Genomic DNA, 19332 nt, shown 5'->3' on the forward strand with positions numbered 1-19332 from the left:
GGTTCGGGTGAGTGGGGCCGCGATGTCAGCAGTAAGCCGCCGCATAGTCTTCCTCCTTTTTCTGTTTTTCGCCGGCGAACACGTATTCCACAAACTGGTCCACTTCGAGCGTGTAGAACATGCTGATCTTGGCGCGTACGGTCAGGGTGCCGGCGCCGACGATCCGTGCACCGTCGTAACTCACCTCGAACAGGAGAGTGATCGATGCGGTGATGAGGCCGCACACGTCGACGTTGCCGCGCACCAGCAGGAAGACCCGCATCAAGGTCGTGCTGCCCTGGTTGGCCCAGGTGAAGGCGACCGAGCAGCCGACTTGCACCCAGACACCGCCGGACACCACACCGAAGGAGAAGCCGATACCGAGCCCGACGACGATGCCGATCTCGAGCGTATAAGTCATCAGGGGTTGTGGCTTGGCCGAGGGGAGGTAGGACAGGCGCTGCAGCATGTAGCCGCCGCCATTGAGGATCCAGACGTTGAGCGTGAAGGGGGCGGTGCGCATGCCGATCGCCATCTCGGACACGATCTCGAACGTCGGCAGGGCGGCCAGCCCGAACATCACGTGCAGAGACAGGTCACTGATCCCGAAGGCGCCGGTCTGGATCGGCGGCAGCACCATGTCGAGGGAGGCCGCAACGCCGGACGGGATACCGCCGCGCACGAAGGGCTCGATGCGCAGCCCGCCCTTCTGGCCCGTGGCGCCCATCAGGTCGGTAATAAACTTGAGTGCCTCGGCCAGTTCGATGCGTTCGGGCTGGATTCGGAAATCGATCTTGCCGCTGTCATCGAAATACAAGCCAGTCTGACGGAAGGTCAGGATGGTCTGGCCGCCGCTGACGATGCGCCAGTCACCGAAGATTTTGCCGTTCATAGCGTTCTTGCTGCCATCCAGGCCCGCTTCCATGTGGGCGGCGGCGGTGAAGCGGGCCGTGTCGATCACGATCTCGACAGGACCGAAGCGCATCAGCGGCACTGCCTTGGTGAACGGTACGTCGATCTCTGCGTCCATGTAGACGCGCATACTCGCCTCATCGACGCGGTGGCGCAGCTTGACCGCCTTCATGTCGTCGAGGTCTGGGAAGCCGACGTCCTTGAGCAGGCCCTTCATGTCGATGCCGGCGATATCGGGGAAGAAGCTCGACAGGGACAGGCCTTTGAGGCTGTCGGGAACCAGCGACTCGGCGATGCTGCTACAAGGCATCCGAACCCCGAAACTGCCGAGCAGTTCGCCGACCGCGCGACCGGCATTTTCCACCGCCGCTATCTGGTCGGCGGTGCGGTTGACCAAGGCGAGAGTCGGGGTCATGTCGATGCCAAGCTTTTTGGTTGCCGCCATCACGAAGCGCACGTCGGTCCGGTTGTAATCGATGCCCTCGCTGGTCCTGGGCGGATCGCCCAGTGCCGTCAGCGCGCGTAGGGTCTTGTCGCCCTTCTGGTAAATCCCGTCGGCGCGACGGGCGAGCTCTTCCAGGTCGGCGCCGCCCGCAATGTCGCGCAGCGACTCTTGCAGGGAGCCCGCAAGCTGGCGCGCGCTTGCCTCCGCCGTCTCGGTGACTTCGGCAGCCGCACGGGCCGCCGCGGCCTTGATCTCGTTGATGGTGGCGGCGCCGCCAGCGATCGCGTCGTTGACCGTTTCCTGGAATTTCTTCTGGTATCCGTCCAGGTCGAGACTGTTGTGCAGCCATTCGTTGAGTTTCTCACCGGCTCCTTGACCGGCCTCGATCAGCTTGTTCGCCAAGCCGTCGAGCTCGGCGCAGCTGCGCGACAGGATCTCGAGTACCGCGGCAAGTGGCGTTTCGATCGCCTGCGCTAGGGTGCGAGCAGAGGTGTCGAGCCGGGAAAGGATGAGCGCGGTCTGTTCACGCAAGGTGTCGCGCCCTTCGCCGACTAGTTTGTCGAGCTCGCCAAGGCCCTTGCGCAGCTCCGTGCGGCTGGTGTCCAGCCCGTCTCTCACGGCTTTGGCCGCATCCTTTAGCGTCTCGGATATCGGCTTATCGGGCGCAGCCTTCTTCAGCTCGGCCCGCAGCTTCTTGATAGGGGCATCAAGGGCATCCAGGGTGGCAAGTGCGTGCAGGACGCTGGCCTGTGCCTTGCTCAAGGCCCCGTCCCATTCCTCGACTTTGTTTTTCAGCCGCGCCACGAGGCCGTCCGGCGCGTCGACGGCCGCAAAGGCCTGGTCGAGCAAGTCCTCAAGCTTGTAACCGAGCGCGTCTATCGCTCGCGCGGCGGACGTGAAGCGCTCTGTTATTGTGACGCCCAGTGCACTGAACGCCTGCATGGCCGTATCAAACCCCGCTCTCAGGGCGTCCAGGGGGGTGAGCTCCGCGCCCAGTTCGAGCGCGCGTATGGCGCGCAGCATGGCGGCCGCCGCGTTGTCGGCGGCCTGTAGTAAACGCCTGGCTTCGGCTGGCAGGCGGCCCTTGTCGACCTTGGCCATCTCGGCCTGCAGCTTGGTGCGGAACTCAACCAGATTGGCGGCAAGCGGCGCGGCCTTTTTTTTCACCTCGGCCGTCAGGACAGGGCCAGCGCCGGCCAGGTCAGCCTGAAACGTTTTGAAGGCGGTCTCCGTAACGGTGAACCGCGTTGGTAGATCGACGTCCGCATTGTCCAGGCCGCCACTGGCGAGCTGCTTGACTGTACCCAGGTTGGCTCGCGTATCGGCACGCCAGGCCTGCACTTCGCGCCGCAATGCTGCCGGTAGTGCGCGGATCCGCTTCTTGAGCCCATCGACCTGCGCCGTCACCTCGCCCGCTGCCGCCTGCCGCAGCCGCTCGACCGTGTGCTCGATCTCCTGGGTGGCTGCGGCGGCTGCTTCGATCACCCGCTTGCGGGTCGCGTCGTTCGCCTGCTCGAGCTCGTTGACGCTGTTGGAAGCCAGGGTGAGCATTGCATCAACGTCGCCGACCTGAGAGGCGGCGACGCTGCCTACTTCGACCAGGACCTTGTCGAGTTCCAGCGAGACTGATTTAACCTCGTCGCCCGCGACAATCACGAGGCGGTTCAGCTGGCCCGCGACCTGAGCCCGCACCTTCGCCTTGAGGTTATCGCAGACGGGATTCGGCGCACGCAGGGCGAGCACGAGCTTTCCGGTGTCGTCGATAATTTTCTTGAGTTCGTCCACTCCCAGGCGCTTGCTGGCCTCGCAGATGATCTCGTTTGCGCGCTGCTGGAGATCGGCGCCCTCCAGCTTGTCGAGCTCGGCGAGGACGCGCCCTACGTGGCGGTCCAGCTCAGCCCGCACAGTGGCCGCCTTGGCCGCCAGGTTGCGCCCGAATTGCTGCACCGGCTCGCTCGCCGTACTGGGCATGGCGGCCGCGCGCGCCACCGTCACGTTGCGCAGGCAGGTCAACGGACCGCCGGCGATGCGCCCGTGTGTCAAGGCCACCAGTTCCCTCGACGGTACCAGGGTCAAAGTAAAGCGTTCGTAGCCGGGGACGACGGGCGGCGCGGGCGGCTGCATGGCATCGTGCAGGTCGGCGCTGTCGGTGCGGCCGGGGGCCACCTGCGGCAAGGGCATGTCGCCGAAGTCGACATCGCGCACGGTTTGCCACGCATCCGTGTCTTCGCCCTCGCCATCGACCACCGAGGTGTAGAAATACAGTTTTTCTGGATCAGCCACCTCGTGCGGGAGAGGCTTGCCCTCGGCATCCGCGAGCAGGAGGCAGACCTGCGGCTTCGGGTAGATGAAGGCGGGATCGTCGGGATTGGCGGCATTGCCCTTGATGCCGAGGAAGGCTGTGTTCCAGAGCGGCACCTTCCAGCCCTCGCGGCGAACGTCGCTGCCCCAGGCGCTGTCGACCCGGATCTTGATCGACTTGAATTCCGCGCCCACGATAAACCCAGCTTCGTGGATGGAGCTGCCGTCTTCCGGGTAACGCCGCACCGGCGCCAGGATCTCGACGTATTCCTCGACCTTACGCAGCAAGGCCCGGCCCAGGTGTTCGTCCTGGCGCATGCCGATCGGCGCCCGGTTATAGAACTGCTTCGACGGCACTACTGTGCGCTCGTAGACGATCACGTGCTTGGCGCGGTGCCACAGGCAGGCGATGCGGCCGATGCGCTCCAGGCGGTAGCGCTGCACCCGTCCCAGCGTGGTCTCGCTCTCGACGATGGACTTGCGGTCGTCGAACAGCGCGCGCTGGGTGCCGAAACCGCCTAGCGCGGTCAGGTAGGCGCCGCGCAGGCTACCGCCGCCGGAGTCTGGACGGCCGTAGACGCGCATCAGGACATTCGCGCTGTCGAAGGCCCAGGCCAGGCCGCCGGGGAAGCTGTCGCGATCGTCCTGGCTAGTCGAAAAGCTCGCGCGCAGCACCTCCGGGTCGATCAGACCAGCGCTGTCGTTGGGGATGGCGCCGGCCAGCGGCCAGCGCAGTGGCGTCGCCAGTCCGCTATTCTGGCCCGGCGCCCTAAGGCGCAAGCTGTGGCTCAGGCCATCGGTCAGGCGCAGGTCCTCGTCTGGACGGTCGCGCCACAGCTTGTCGACCGCAAGCCGACGCTGTTCCGCTGCCAGCACGGCCGTCATGCGTTCCAGGTGCCGCCTCAAGGGGCGCGGGCCGGGCTTGTCCGGCAGCGGCGGCGGCGGCGCGCCAATGGCACCGGCGATCTCAGTGATCCAGAGGCCTTCGCTGCGCACCCTGGTCAACAGGCCGTACAGTAGTTCGAGGCGCAGGTCGAGCACGCGCGACCCGGGCGAGCGCTGGGTGGCATAGCCGAGGATGCGTCGCAGGTTCCAGCCCGGCTCACGAAAAGCTGTATCGTTATAGGTCGGATCGAGCTTGAGCATGGTCATCGTGCCGAAGCGTGCCGCCGCGGGCGTGTCCGGCTGAATATCGCGTGCGGCTCCGGGCAGATCGGCGCGGTTCTTTTCCATGGCCTCGCCCAGCACCTGCGGCGGATAGATCAAGTCGACGATCTGTTTGTCGTCGCGCACGCGCCAGGATTCGCCGCCTTCCCCCGACTGATTCCAGACCGCCACCTCGTTGCTTTGGTAGGTACCCAAGGCGTCGATCGGGTCGTACTCGACCGCCGCTATGCGGAAGGGACTGGGCTCGATGATCAGGACGCGTCGGCGTGCGACCGATTGCTCTACGGCCGAAACGACTGGGTCGTCCCCCGTTTTCTCGGTACTGGCGCGCACCGATAGCACGATCGTGTGGGAACGGTCAGGGCCGACCTGCTCGGTGGCGGCCAGGCTCAGGTTGGCCATGGGAGCGGCCTTGGCGGCGCCGCCCGCCACCGTGTCGGCCACGCGCTCGGGCAGCGGCAGGAGTAGGGGCGTATCGGCGTCGGGCAAGCCGCGTCTGGCCCACGACTGATGGCCGCGCTGCTGGCGCCGTGCTACAACCGGCAGGTCGTCTTCGGCGGCCGCTTCGACGCGTTCGACCGGCAAGCGCATGTGCGCTTCGATCGATATGGGCAGCTCCCTTTCTAGCACATTGGCGGAAGGCCAAAACAGGATGTGGCAGTCCGGAACAATGCCGGTATCTCCGCTGGGGCGCGTCGCGAAGCCGAATTGCAAGGCCTGGACTAGCACCGGCTGTGGGTTCTTCTGTGGGCTTTCAAGATTGTTGTCGTCGAGCGCCCCCGGCGGAAGGCTACCCCGCAGTTCCGTCATCCTCAGGCTGATCCGCGTGCCGAAGGGCAGTTCGTCCCCTATCTCGTCTAGGGCGCTCGCGCTCATCGGGTTCTGGTAGGCAGGCCAGGCACTGCACGCCGCCGCCTCGTCCTCTGCGCCATCGGCCACGACCGATGCGCCCAGCGCGAACTCATAGCACAACACCCGGCGTGCCTCGGTGACCATGCGCGGCATGGTCGCGCGTACCGCTCCCTTGAGCATGGTACGATTGCTCGTGTCCCACAGGTCGTACACAGCGCAAGGGGCTAGTGTGCTAAAGCTCAGTTCGAGTGCGTCCTTGCGGACTCCCAGTGTACGCAGGCCGGGACTGCGGTCCAAAAAGGTGCCAACCAGCTGCCAGGGCACCGACTGAGTGATTGAATACAGCTTCGGAAGCAGACTGAGCGGCTCGCCGTCCTTGACCGACTTCAGACCCGTATGGACTTGTTCGACCGCCGCCGCCAAATGGCCCAGCACGGCTTTAGTGATGTTCAAGTCGGGCGCGTCGGCCGTGTTCGTGCCGATGAAGCGCGCCGTGACAAGGGTGCGGACGGTCCGTTGCGCGCCCAGGTGCAGGTCAATTTCGTCGAGCCGCTGTTCCTGTGCGAGCCGCAGTCCCTTGTTCCGCATGATGCCCACGACTTTGGGGGACATGGGATAGATTCGGCGGAGCGACGGATGCTTGAGGAAGCCTTCGACCAGCTCATCGGAGTACAGGTCTAGCTCGAACCGCCAGCCGATCCGGGTGATAACGGAATTCTTGTCGTTCTCCTTGGCCTCGGCGGCGAGCGCGCGCAGGCCGAAGACCCGGGTGATCTCGACGTCGATGTGCTTCGTCGACGGGGTGCCGTGGGCGAGCAGCAAGGGGAGGTACAAAGCGGCGTCCGCCCGGCCGGGATCAGCGTACTTCAATGTCTTGCGCTGGATTGCGAACTCCAGGATATCGGTTTTCTCGACGCGCAGGCGCGGGGACCGCGTGCCCCCGGCAGACTTGTACGCCTCTAGGGTGCAACGCAGGTCCATGCGGTCAAATTGCATCGCGCGCCAGTTGTCGCCCGAGTGATGCCACATGTCCTTGCGTGGCCCGCCGGTCTTGTCGACCGCCTTGGCCGACATCTCGAACAGCAAGCGGGTGTCGTGGCGGTCGAGCGCCGTTTCCCCGTCCTTGAGCCAGTGGGCATTGACGGCGACTTTGAACTGCAACTGCAGCGACAAGGCGCTGATGGCGCCCGGCCGCGCAGGATCGGACAGGTCGGGGAACAGCACCAGCCGCGAGCCAATGAGTGCGGGCCGTGCCGGTGCGTCGGCGCTGAAGGGCAGCGGCATAGGCGGCGCGCCCTCCGCCGTCTCCGCCTCGACCACGCGCGCGGTGTCAAAGGCAGCGAGCGGCCCTTGCAGGTCTTGTCCGCCGTCACGCGAAAAGAAGAAGACGCGCTCGATGTTGCGCGCCACCAGGGCCGTCCGGATCACGGTCACCTCGGGTGGCAGCCCAGGCGGCAGGGGAGCGAGCTTCGCATTCAGAAAGCTCGGGCTGAAGATGTCGGTGTCGAGAGCGCTTCGCTCGGCCTCGGTCAACGTGCCGTTCTTTTGCTTGCTCGTTGTTCCGAGCAATTCCTGGATCGGGCCGGCGTTCTGTTGCGCCCGTTCGTGCAGGTCGATCCCCGACAGACTCTTCAGCTCACTCATGCGGAGAAAGGCGTAGCGCCAGTCCTTGCCTTCAGCCGGAACGAGCGCTTGCCCCCCGCCCGGCGGCGGGCCGTCGGGCTCGGTTGTCCCAACCACGAGCGCGAATGGATCGCGCGTCCGCGGCCCCGGTTCCATGCAGATGGCGATAAACGCGATGCGCGACTTTGCCATGGTGTTCCCCTTCGCTTGTTGGAGGATGCAGCGGCCCGCGCAGAGCGGGCGGCTAATGCGTGCATGGCCGGCGCGGCTCCGTGCATAGGCCGGAGGCACCGGGTTGAGGCGGCTAGCCAGACGGTCCGGCAGGCGAGAGAAGCGATGGAATGGCGTGCGCTGGCCTGGCGGCGGAGGGCATGTTGACGGTCGCTGTATAACAGCGGACCCTGGTCGTCGTCACCTGCATGGGTCATCACCTCGGGTTGGACAGCGGTGTTACAGCGACAAGATTAGCGCCGTAGCGGAGTGCAGTTCGGGACTGGCCGAAACGGACTCCGTGACGCGAAACGCTCGCTCACACTACGACTTGCGCCGACATCGATGCAGCCTCTTGCAGGGCCCACGCAACGCCGCCGTTAGTGAAACTTGATGGCTTTTCTCTCGACAGTCGAGCGCAGTAGCGCGGCTCATGGCTGTTCGTCTTCCCAGCACATGCCTCCCCGGAACACGAAGGGATCTGGCAGTGGGACTGGATCGTTGTGCTTGTTCCCAGACGGTCGCAAGTGCTCCACGTATCCGGACACGAGCCTACAGAAGCTGCTCCATGCCGCGCTGTCGAGCAGGAGCGAGGGGCAGGGCTTGCCTGACCAATGGTGGTGCTGGACCACTGCGTCCGTCTGCATGCCGTGCTCGACGATGAGGTAGGCGGCGAGCTGCGCTGCGCGCTGGTTGGCTGCTTGCTGGTCGATTCCCAGTTGCATGCAGATCTCGATCCCGAGACTGGTTGCGTTACCGGAGCCCGAACCGGCGTGCTTGCCGCGCTCGCGGTCTGGAAGCTGGCGGATTGCCACGCGGTCATCGACGGTGTAGTGCCAGGAGACCGAGCGCTTCTCGCCTTTGTATTCCTGGTAGCCGTTAGTCCGGACAAACAGAGAGTGCCGGTTGGCGTCCGCGCCTCTATCGGCGTTATTGGTGTTGTGGATTGTCACCCGGCTCGGTGCAATGACGGTGCCGGGCCGATTGTGCCTCCCTTGCGCAATTAGCTCTTCTTTGAGGTTGATCCGTTCCAGCCATTCATCCTTGTCCATGCCAGCCTTTCAGCGGTAATAGAGAAAAATGCAGTGAAGCGTACCCAGCCATAACAGGCTACCTTGAAAACGCGTTCTGCACGCATTAAAAATTTTTCCAAATTGTCTTTTTTTTTAAACAACGATGGTTGAATGTCGAGGTATAGTCAGAACGATGTCAGCTTGATCCCGAACTGGTATGCATCCTCCTGAATTTCTACCGTCGATACTAAGTGCTTTGCAACGGGCGATGATTAATAAGATGAGGAATTGCTGGTATGAAATATCTTGCTAAATACGGCTTTACGCTCGTCCTCATCATCTTGGTGTCCGGCTGGGCCGGTTTTTGGCTCAAGCCGGAACTGATCATCAAAACAACGGATCAGGCGGGACTCGAAGCGTTCTGGAATCGGTTCCAGATGTTAGCCATCGTCGCGGCGCTGATCGAGCGCTCAGTCGAAACTTACCTGAACGTGACGCAGCAAAACGGACAGGTGCTGTATAACCCGTCCACCGATACCTACGTCAAAACGAGCGACGCCAGCAAAGAAGCACTCAGCGCCGCCCTCGTACTGAGCCTTCTCGTCGCCATCTGCGGGGTCCGCATCATCGAATCCTTGGTGACCGTCAAAGGTAATGCCCATCTCTCTCTTAATGAGGCCGTCTGGAACGGGGTAGACATCGTCGTCTCCGCTGGGTTGATGGCCGGCGGCTCAGATCTGTTTCATAAGCTCGCTGCTGTGCTCACCACCGGTCTCGGCCGCTTACGTGACAACGTCGGCAGTTCCGAAACCAATAACGTGCGTAGCCGGGCAGCCTATCCGCTTGGGAGCGCGCCTGGCTCTGCCCCGCTCGTCAACATGGCTGAACTAACCGAGCCGCTGCGCACCTACACGATCACGATCCAGCGGCCGCGTGATCCGCAGGCCGAGCAAGGTAGGCTGATTTTCAGCGACGGCGGTCTGAGTATCGACACGGCGTGCTGGTGGGATAAAGGTAATCGCATCGACGCCGGCACCTATACCCGCTGTTCCAAGACCCATATGGCGGAATATGGCTATGAAGCGATTTACTTACCCGACGCGGTGTCCAAAACCTCCGGCCAGAAAACCATTTTTATACATCACGGTTCCAGCCCCTCAAATTCACTGGGCTGCTTTGCGGTGACAACGGCCGACTTTAAGATCCTGTGGACCCATATTAGGCCGCAAAATGCACAAAACATCACGGTCATGATCAGCGATGTTTAAGCTCGATCGTTAATAGGCGATGGAGGCTTGTACCAGGCGTTATAGGGTCGCAGTGGTGTTGGCATTCATTGGCAAAGCTTTGGCGACGCGCATGGAAAGCCTTGTATTGCCTGGATAGAAAGGCGAGTTATTTCCCCTAGCTTAGCTCCTCTTGGAAAATTCCTCCTTAGAGCAACTCTTGCTCGTACACTTACCGCTGAACGAACGTCCGAGACCGGCTGACCAAACGCTGACACAGACGCTGTATCGTCTGGACGATTCTTAGCCGTTCCTGCCAGACTATGCAAACGAAGGGAGCGTCTAGGAGAGATAATCATGAAACATCGTTTGCTGCGTTACTTCGGCTACCCCGGCAATTCCTGGCGTTATGCGCTGGCCCACGATTTCGGCATGCACACCAAGTACCTGCGCGATGTCCACTTCCAGAACAGATGGCTGACCATTCAAGGCGGTGACCTCGTCATTAAGGCCGGGTATGCCTGGGACGGCTGCTCCCCGTGCGTGTCGGTTCTCGGCCTGTTTTACCTTGGCCCCCCTGACGGCGCCGAGTTGCTCGGAAACCCGGCAACCTATCACGCCAGCCTGGTGCACGATGTGCTCTGCCAATTCCGGCACCAGATACCTATTTCGAAGGCCACCAGCGTCGCTATCTTCCGCGAGCAGCTCGACAAGAGCAGATTTCCGCTCGCCCGTCTGTACGCGACCGCGGTGGCGTTGTTTGGGCCTCAGAGCTTTCGACTGGATTCGTCCCTTCCGCAACGCATCCGGGTCAGCAAGAGGAAACGCATCCCGCATGGCTCCGGGACGTGAGCGGCTCACAGATTTTGCTGAGCGCTAAAGCGGCTTTCACTGAACCGTTTTTTAGCCGTGCTAGTCCTATCGGCGGGTATCGTTGAGGTAACCGGTTGCTGAGTGGCGTTGTTTCTTTCGATTTCTCGGGCCGGCACGATCGCCTCCGACGGCGCCGACTGGGACATCGACGCTCCTCTCCTGGTACTATGAGCCGGACGAGATCAATGCGGTTCTGCAACAGCGGAAATTCGGTAGGCCTAATCGTGACGCATCTGGACCCGTCAGTTACGAGGAGGACATTCTTGACGGTAGCACGTCAGATCATTGCTGCAGTGTGAATTGCTTCTTCGAGTTCTCTACCAAAGAGGTCATCAACAAAGACATCGTGTACATCGGCTCGACCGACGCTGTACGCAAGTTGCAGCATGTTGCCGAGCACGTCGACGTCATTTACGTTGAGCCGGACTATGGTGAGGATGAGTTCGATCGTGGTGACGACGATGGCGCGTGAAGCGCTCGTACTACTATGTGAACCCGTGGTTGCGCTAATAATTTACTCGAGAACCCATGCCACAGCACCGCGACCAACGTAAGCGTCGAGATGTCCACGTTCCGGAAAACGGCGCCGATTTTGAAGATATGTGCGTCGCCATCTATCGACACGTCTTTGGTAGTCCCGGCGCACGCAAGAATGGACGGTCCGGCCAGCGACAAAAGGGACGGGATATTCTCATTACCGACTGGGCGACGCGATATCCCGACGTTCAAACGGTCTGGGTTCAGTGCAAGCACACTGGCAGTGGTAAGGCGCCAGCGGCTGAGATTTGTCAAAACGTCCGAGATGCGGCTGCCCTGGCGCGGAGCAGCGAGGCATATCGTGACGTAAATCTCTTCATCGTCGCGACCTCAGCGCCGAATGATGCGGACCTGCATAAGCAGGTGGCAGCTCTGCAGCATGAGCTACCGTTCAAGGTCGAGGTGCACTTCTGGGACACGCTGTGCGATCTCATCTGCGACAGTGATCATCTCTGGGACCGTTACAACAGGTTTCGCAAGGAAGGTATCGCTGCGGAGTTCCGCGCCGATGTAGAACTGCTGACCTCACGTCTGCGCGGCTTTCTTGAAATGGATCAGCTCAAGAAGGCGAACGAGCTCGTCGCCAAGTTGGAAGCGGGCACTTACCGGGTATCGTCCGGGAACGCAAAACCGGTGCCAGCGGACGCCTGCGAGATCGATTACGATTTGCGTCACACGTTACTGGATCTGTACAGCCGCGCACACGACACTCGGCGCGCGCAGCCGCTGCTCAAATTGGAAGTCGGTCTATCGACACTCCACGACTCAGGCATTCTGCTCGATTATCTCTTGGCCGAACGTGTCAATGCAAACCTGCCCGACGTAGCGGCAAATTCTTTCCGCCTCAACTGTAGCTTAAAGTTTGCCGAGATTCTTCAGGGCTACGTGGGTCCTATCGAGAAGTTGCGTGGTCCAACCGACGATATGGCATGCCTGGCTTTGCTGCTACTCCTGCATACTGAGAGTAACGAAGTTCACGAGAAGGCATTACGGATGATGCGCGACCGTGTGCGGACCGCGCGCGGAAAGGACGAGCAACTCGAAGCACGGGTAGCCCACGCAGTCGTTCGAAACTACTTCGTCACGCGCTACGGCTGGACGACGTCGACGCGGTACCATGAACTCGGGGATTCGATCGGTCGGGGGCAGCCACTCGATTTGGGTCATGAGCTTCTCGATCAATCCTTCGGACACGACGAGGCTTCAACCGTGACCATCGGTCGCATCCGATCGAATGACACGCGCCAACGCGTCAGCTTCGGCGCGCACGTCCTGGTCACGCGTCTCGCACGGCGCAACGGCGCCGACCCGGAGGGAGTGCTACCCAAACTTCGACGGATGTGCCGCGTCTACACTGCGTATCCAGACGTGCCAGAAAAGGTCACGCATTGGGACTCGACTATCCACGATGACGCTCGCTCGAATCCAATGTTGAGTTCTCCTGTGCGCGTGGTTGATTCCGAGACGCTATTCCGACTTGCGACGTGCGAACGCCACCAACAGTTCGCGCAGGGCTACCGATTGGTCGTGACCGAACTCACCTTCGAACTTCTGCTCGGCCACCAAGGTTTTCTGCGTGCGTATACCGCCCGCCTCGACAAGAGCGACAAGGATGCACGGACGCTGCGCGCGCTCGACTGGCTGATTGCGAACTGTGTCCACGGACTACATAAGGCCGAGAACGGGCGAATTCGCGTCATGCCGGTATATGACGACCCACCCATGCGCTTGCGTGACTGGGACGGCACCCGCGCAAATTTTTCGATCAGGCCGTTTACACTTGACGATACGAGCGCCGAGCGCATTCGACGCGAGCAGAAAATACATGGGCCAAATTCGGAGCGCCTCCAAAAACTCGAACAACGCTACCGAGAACGTGACGACGAATGGGACTTTGCCTGCCTGCTCTCCCTGTCGATGGATGTGCCGATGTTAACCTTCCACTACCAGGCAAGGCACAAAGCCGCGGCGATGGGCATAGGGGCCGCCCATCCCGACCTACTCGATCCGTCAATCGCTGCCAGGGCGCCGTGGTAGTACCAGCGACACCATTGGAGCCGTTCGGCGATTCTCGCGCCTACTGAGTCAGGCGGGATCGGCTAGCCGACTACGCTAACTAAGGCAGCGTCGACATTGACGGTTTCGAGCGCGGCACCAGCTTCGACGGCAATATTCGGCGACCTCCAAAACGACTCTCCGCAAAACTGGCAACGAGTACGACAAGCGGAATTTTCACGCTACCTACATATGATCCTCAGCGGTCACGAGGGGAAGAGGACTAGGCTCTCAAGCTGAACATCAGTTCCATTCGGAATGGTGAAGCTAGAGCGTTGCGCGACGGGGGAACTTCGCTAGCTCGGAGCCAGTGTAATCACACCGCGTACGTTTTCCCTCAATCGCTATCTCGCCTTCTTAAATCAGGCAAAGTGAGACAACCAATCTCAAGACGGGATAGATCAGCGAAGAAAGGTCGGACATCTCGGTGACTACTTCGTGCCGCGGTGCACTCGCGGCCGTTTGGATGTCTCGCCGCTGCTCAGAAGTAGCGCAAGTCGTAGTGCCACTTACGCATGGCCGTCGCCACGATGCGCGCCGCGTCCGGATGCAGCGGGTTTATCAGCACGTTCGATTCCTCCGGCACGATCACCGAGGGCACCACCAGCAGCGCGGAAGCCTTGCTGAGCAGCCAAGCTTCGCCTGCCTGCACGCTGACCATCCCTGCCGGCGACGCGTCCCAACCGACCGGCGGTGTGAGCACTTGACGTGCGGTCCATACGTCGTCCGGAACGTCGATACGCACCAGGTAGCGGTTCAATGGCAGAGCGCCGCTCCTCAGGTGCACGATCGTCTCGTGCACGGCCAATGCAATACTCTCGGAGCTGTACGTGACGGCCAGCCCGACCGGGTTCCAACGCCCGCCTGTGTTCTTCGCGCCCGTACCGGACATGTCGTCAGCGACATACTTAGGTGTGGTGGCCGCGATTCGCCATACTGCAACCGTCACGCGTAGGCTCCGCTCTGAACCATCTCGAGCAAATTGCCAACGTACTTCTGGCCCTCCACCGTATCCATGAAGCTCGCGGGCGTCGCGCCGCCCAGCGCGGGCAGGGGAGCGGCCAGCCAGCTCGCCAACCACTTGGCGGCATCGAATTCTGGCGTACTGTCCGTGTCGATCATTGCCTGCACCTGGCCGATCAGTGCCTGCAAGCCCATCACACGTTCGGACTCTTCGGGCGACAACCTCTGCTCGCGCTGCACCTTGCGGTTGATCGTGGCGCGCGACAGCCCGAGCGAGTCCATCAACGCCTCTTTCGGCATGTTCATGACCGAGGACAGTTCTCCTACACGCTGCGCCGGCATGCCTGAGCGGATGGCGTCGATTTTGTCGACGAAGTCCATCGTGTACCAGAACGTGAACTGCCCAGTTTTGACGCTCCACTTGAGGCTGAGCATAGTCGCCTTGGGCACGGTTCTTTTGGCCGTAGGCGTTGCCGCAGCTTTCGCTGTCGCCGCCAACGCCGAGCGCTTGGTGGCGGGTTTGCCGGTTTGGGGTCGAGTCGTCATATTAGGCTCCTTTGAGACTTCAAGATAGATCATATGAGCGCACCTCGCAACTGGGGCGCCGATGTGCTTTGCCTTGTACAGGGAGTAAAGCACCGACGATCCGGTCATTATCGCCGCGCAGGCTACCTGACGAGGCACGCCGACGATCGAAGCGACACAGTCTGTCGCCACTCGCGCTTATCTTCCTACTACGAACTCGCAACCGTACACGTGCCTGCAATGGCGCTTCACAGCGTTGTCGATCTCGGGGAACCGGGAATACGTCGGTGTCACCGACGCGTGTCGAGTTGACGCAACCACAATTTTTTTTCTTTACAAATGACAACGGCCGTTGTCTATCGGTTACTATATGTTGAAGCTTATAACTCAACTAAATGCGGTTTTGCCCGCCGAACCGCTTCTAGGTTGGAAAAAGACGGCTGCTGCCGAATGTGGTTGTTATCTCGTCATTCGTTAGGTCAACAGAAGAGTGATCTCGCGAGCGCCGGGCGATCAGGCTGACGACTGCGTGAGTAATCTGTGAACGAAGAGTCAGGAACCAGGCATGCCATGATGGGCGATCTAAAATCATTACCGCTGCGTATCTCTTACCGTACAGGTCGTGACGACTTGGTGCAGGACTTTTATGTCCCTGTGCTAAAGGCTGCGGTGCTGTATCGCCGAGCGGCAGGTTATTTCACGAGTTCGGGCTTGTCCGTGGCAGCGCAGGGCATCGCTGACCTAGCTGCACGCGATGGGCGTATGTTACTCGTCGCGTCGCCGCACCTCGACGACGACGATATCGCCGCCTTGCACACAGCGCGAACCAACCCGCAGGACGTGCTGGCCTCTATCGTGATCAAGGGCTTCCAGCAGATTCGTAACGCATTGGAGTACGACCGTTTGAGCGCTCTTGCTTGGTTGTCGGCTGCAGGACTGCTAGATGTGAAGCTCGCTCTGAAGCTCGACAACGATGGGGAGTACTGCAATGGCATCTATCACGAGAAGATGGGCGTGCTCACGGATAGCGCCCAGAACCACGTCGCTTTTTCGGGTTCATCGAACGAAACCGCCGGCGGACTGATCGGGAATTTCGAGAGTATCAAGGTGTTTCGGTCGTGGCAAGACCCGGAGGGGCGGGTTGCGGAAGAGCTCGAGAATTTCGCGTCGCTCTGGAATAACACCACTCCCGAACTCAAGGTTATCGATTTCAGCGAGGCCACCCAAGACATCCTGCGTCCCTACAAGCAAGGCAAGCGCGTGGGTCCAGCCCGAAAAGACCAGCCGGACGATGGCAAGCCTGTCCATCTATGGGAGCACCAGAAACAAGCCCTGACGCTGTTTGTCTCCGCTAAGGCGGGCGTGATCGAGATGGCGACCGGCACCGGGAAAACGCGCCTGGCCCTAGCGATTTGTCAGCAGTTGACAGGGACGGCGGATGTACGAACGATCATCGTGTCTACCGATGGACTCGACTTGCTGGACCAATGGTATCTGGCCCTGCTTCAAAGCCTGAAGAGCTTCGGCGAACAGTGGGCCGTCTACCGCCACTACGGGCCACATAAAAAACGCGGCGACTTTATGCTCTTACCCGAGCGCAGCGTGCTGCTGGTCTCGCGCGAGTTTCTGCCGGCGGTGCTCAAACGTCTCCGCGATGACGTCGCCGCGAAAACGATTCTTATCCATGACGAGGTTCACGGCCTGGGGAGTCCGAGCAACCGTAAGAATCTGGCGGGCACCGGGGTCAGATTCGGCTATCGGCTAGGACTGAGTGCGACCCCGGAACGGGAGTATGACGCGGAGGGTAACGTCTTCGTGCAGCAAGAGATCGGTCCGATTCTGTTCCAGTTCGGGCTGGATGATGCGATCAGAAAGCGCATCCTGGTGCCGTTCGAATACTGTCCGATTAATTACCTACCCGATGAAGAGGACGCTGCCAAGGTCCAGCGTGTCTACGCCCAGCGGGCGGCACGACAGCGGGAAGGAAAACCGATGAGCCAAGAGGAATTCTGGACCGAACTGGCCAAGGTGTACAAAACGTCGAAAGCGAAACTCGCGCCGTTCCGTCAACTCATCGCCGAGCGACCACAGCTCCTGACGCGTTGCGTCATCTTTGTAGAAACCCGCGAGTATGGCGAAGAGGTTCTAGAAATGATCCATGAGCACCGGTATGACTTCCATACCTACTACGGCGGTGAAGACTCCGAGACACTTCGTCGGTTTGCTCAAGGCGAAATCGAATGTCTGCTGACTTGCCACCGTTTGTCGGAAGGCATCGATATTCAAACACTGTCTAACGTGATCCTGTTCTCGTCAGCCCGTTCGCGTCTGGAGACCATCCAACGCATCGGCCGCTGTTTGCGTACCGATCCCTTGGATCCAGAGAAGGTCGCGACCGTGGTCGATTTTGTCAGACAGGATCGCGAAACTAGTTCCGACCACGAGCGGGCCGAGTGGCTGACCGCTCTTTCCAATGTTCGTTTTGAATCGAAGACTACCCATGCAGAATCATATTGAAAAAGCGATCAAGGCTGCGGTGCGAGAGCACGATCAGCCCCAGGACCTTGCCAAAAAAATCGTGGCGTGGATGCAAGCGCTCGCCGTCGGGAATGAAACTATCGAGAGCGGGCAGAGGGCAACGCAGCGCGTCAGCGTAATTTTCGACGCCACCCAAACGGATACCCAAGGACCATAATGACTGCGGATTTTTTTCTTCTCAGATGGAAATCTGAAGGTATGCGCTGCCCCGACCACGAGATCAAGCTGCAGAACAGCGGCGACGAAGCTGGCGGCATCACCTTGATCCAAATGCCAAACGGCACTGGTAAGACAACGACGCTGTCGCTGTTGCGTGCAACGTTAAGCGGCGAAGCCAGCGAGTGGCCGGACAAACATATCCAAGGTTTTCGCAAGCGGCAGAGTAATTCCGGTAAGGGAAAATTCCTTGTCGAAGGCATTTTCGAGGACAAACGTCTGACGATCGTTCTCGAACTGGACTTCGAGGAAGGAAAGGCGTCGTACAGCACAACGGTTGGCAGTGGAAACAAGATCGGCTTTCACCCACCTAGGGGTCTAAACCGATTCCTCAACCGCGACTTCGTTCGACTTTTCGTGTTCGACGGCGAAGAAGCGGCGCGATTACTCGACCCAAAACATACGAATGCGCATGACGCGATCGACAATCTTTTTCAGTTGAAGTTTTTCGACGGGATCGAGCAACGTATCAGGGAGTACTGGTCGGACCGTACCAAGCAGGTAACCGCCGCAGCCGAGAAAGGGTTGACGCAACGGCGCAACCGCGTCGACGAACTCCAGACCCAGCTGAACAATTGCGAAGCAAGCTATGCGCTAGCATGCAAAGCGCGCGACCACGCACAGGAACAATTCAAGAAGAAAACGCGTAAGTTCGAGCAGCAGCTCAATACACAGAAGAAGTACCAGGAAGCCTTGCGGGTGGCCGACACGAGCTTGAACGACGCAAAAAATCTGGTGCAACAACAAGCGCAGACGCTGTTGTCTCAAGTTCGGGACCCGTTTGCCCTGTCCGCCAAAACCGCGCGCGACCTGTTGGAATTACGCGCGAATCTCGACAAGGTGAAACTACCCGAATCAACTTCCAGGGAATTTTTTGATGAGCTGGCCCGTGAAGCAGAATGCGTGTGCGGCCGCCCGATCGACGAGGATTGCAAAACCCACATATTGTCGAAGGCATCGCGCTACCTTGGTGCCGACGATGTCGCGCTGCTCAACGTGATGAAGAGCGACATCGCGGAGCTGGTAGGGACCGACCCGACATCGCACTCGATCGCGCGCCAAGACGCGGCGCGGCAGCTGTTGGAGAATCTGCGCGCTGAGGATCTGGCACGGACCGAGCGCGACGCGGTTCAAGCGCAAGCAGTGGACAGCGATCCGGCACTGAAAAAAATCGTGGCTGAGATTGCCGAACTGCAGTCGAAAGCCGAAACGGCTGCCGCGGAAGCCGAAAAGTACGAGAGTACCGACGAGACCGACGATAACGTCTGCGGCATTCCTGTTCTCAAAAAGCGCCTGAAAGAAGCAGAGCGCAAGCTCGCGGAGATCACCGAAACGCTCGGCCTCAAGGAGAAGCGCGATACATTGGTGTCAATTGTTCAGTCAGCGCAAAAAGTTGCGCGAGCCTCGATTAGCGCCCAGACCGTCAGCGAGGCAAACGAGCGCATTCAGACCCTGATGCCCATGAACAGGGTGCGAATCCGCGCGATCGATAAATGCCTCATGTTGGAAGGGCAGGAGGGCGGCAGCATGGGCGAGACCTTGTCCGTGGCTTACGCTTTTTTGGCCACGTTCTTCAATGGCGCCGACAATCGCTTCCCGTTCGTGGTCGACAGCCCGGCGGGTGCAATCGATTTGAAAATCCGGGCTCGCATCGCCGATCTGGTGCCACGATTGACGCCCCAGTTTGTCGCCTTCACGATTTCGAGCGAACGGCAAGGGTTCTGCGACCAATTTTTAGCTAAGCGTTCCGGCACCCAGTATCTGACGCTGTTCCGCAAGGGCGATGAAACCCTCGATCAGCAAGCACGAAAGATCAAGGGCAATATTGAGACGGGCGATGGTTTCCTGGTCCCGGGCGCAAAATTCTTCCAAGACTTCCAACTGGAAAGCGAGTGAC

The 19332-nt window shown here is 60.4% G+C and carries 11 protein-coding genes; 7 read left to right on the forward strand and 4 right to left on the reverse strand.

All coding sequences use genetic code 11. The features are described 5' to 3' along the window. Positions 1-25: 25 nt before the first annotated feature. Positions 26-7471, reverse strand: a complete 7446-nt coding sequence (locus ACI48I_RS22905; RefSeq protein WP_498575537.1) for a coiled-coil domain-containing protein — start codon at positions 7469-7471, stop codon at positions 26-28. A 449-nt stretch (positions 7472-7920) separates the two neighbouring features. Beyond that, positions 7921-8541, reverse strand: coding sequence for a peptidoglycan recognition protein family protein (locus tag ACI48I_RS22910; protein ID WP_498575538.1), 621 nt, complete (start codon positions 8539-8541; stop codon positions 7921-7923). Between the two features lie 257 nt (positions 8542-8798). Here ACI48I_RS22910 and ACI48I_RS22915 point away from each other — a divergent pair, with 257 nt between their 5' ends. The 4 genes from ACI48I_RS22915 to ACI48I_RS22930 all read left to right on the forward strand — a co-directional run bounded on the left by ACI48I_RS22915 (position 8799) and on the right by ACI48I_RS22930 (position 13175). Continuing rightward, positions 8799-9770 (forward strand): hypothetical protein, encoded by a 972-nt coding sequence (locus tag ACI48I_RS22915; RefSeq protein WP_498575539.1) that lies wholly within the window; start codon positions 8799-8801, stop codon positions 9768-9770. A gap of 315 nt (positions 9771-10085) precedes the next feature. Further along, positions 10086-10580 (forward strand): hypothetical protein, encoded by a 495-nt coding sequence (locus ACI48I_RS22920; protein WP_498575540.1) that lies wholly within the window; start codon positions 10086-10088, stop codon positions 10578-10580. Between the two features lie 316 nt (positions 10581-10896). Further along, positions 10897-11073, forward strand: a complete 177-nt coding sequence (locus ACI48I_RS22925; RefSeq protein ID WP_498575541.1) for a hypothetical protein — start codon at positions 10897-10899, stop codon at positions 11071-11073. Between the two features lie 56 nt (positions 11074-11129). After that, positions 11130-13175, forward strand: a complete 2046-nt coding sequence (locus tag ACI48I_RS22930; protein ID WP_498575542.1) for a hypothetical protein — start codon at positions 11130-11132, stop codon at positions 13173-13175. Positions 13176-13674: 499 nt separating this feature from the next. Here ACI48I_RS22930 and ACI48I_RS22935 read toward each other — a convergent pair whose 3' ends face one another. Together ACI48I_RS22935 and ACI48I_RS22940 are read right to left on the reverse strand one after the other, a co-directional pair. Continuing rightward, positions 13675-14142, reverse strand: a complete 468-nt coding sequence (locus ACI48I_RS22935; protein ID WP_498575543.1) for an RES family NAD+ phosphorylase — start codon at positions 14140-14142, stop codon at positions 13675-13677. Beyond that, positions 14139-14702, reverse strand: a complete 564-nt coding sequence (locus ACI48I_RS22940; protein ID WP_498575544.1) for an Xre family toxin-antitoxin system antitoxin — start codon at positions 14700-14702, stop codon at positions 14139-14141. The genes ACI48I_RS22935 and ACI48I_RS22940 overlap by 4 nt, the downstream gene beginning before the upstream one ends. A 549-nt stretch (positions 14703-15251) precedes the next feature. Here ACI48I_RS22940 and ACI48I_RS22945 point away from each other — a divergent pair. Genes ACI48I_RS22945 through ACI48I_RS22955 form a run of 3 tightly spaced genes read left to right on the forward strand, consistent with a single transcriptional unit; the run spans position 15252 to position 19331 of the window. After that, positions 15252-17198, forward strand: coding sequence for a DEAD/DEAH box helicase family protein (locus ACI48I_RS22945; RefSeq protein ID WP_498575545.1), 1947 nt, complete (start codon positions 15252-15254; stop codon positions 17196-17198). Next, on the forward strand, positions 17182-17376 hold the full coding sequence (locus ACI48I_RS22950) for a CxC ATPase DNA modification system associated small protein (RefSeq protein WP_498575546.1): 195 nt from the start codon (positions 17182-17184) through the stop codon (positions 17374-17376). The genes ACI48I_RS22945 and ACI48I_RS22950 overlap by 17 nt, the downstream gene beginning before the upstream one ends. Then, complete coding sequence (locus tag ACI48I_RS22955) at positions 17376-19331, forward strand: AAA family ATPase (RefSeq protein WP_498575547.1); 1956 nt, start codon at positions 17376-17378, stop codon at positions 19329-19331. Before ACI48I_RS22950 ends, ACI48I_RS22955 begins: the two co-directional genes overlap by 1 nt. Position 19332 lies beyond the last annotated feature (1 nt).

The organism is Massilia sp. LXY-5 (genome assembly GCF_059801075.1).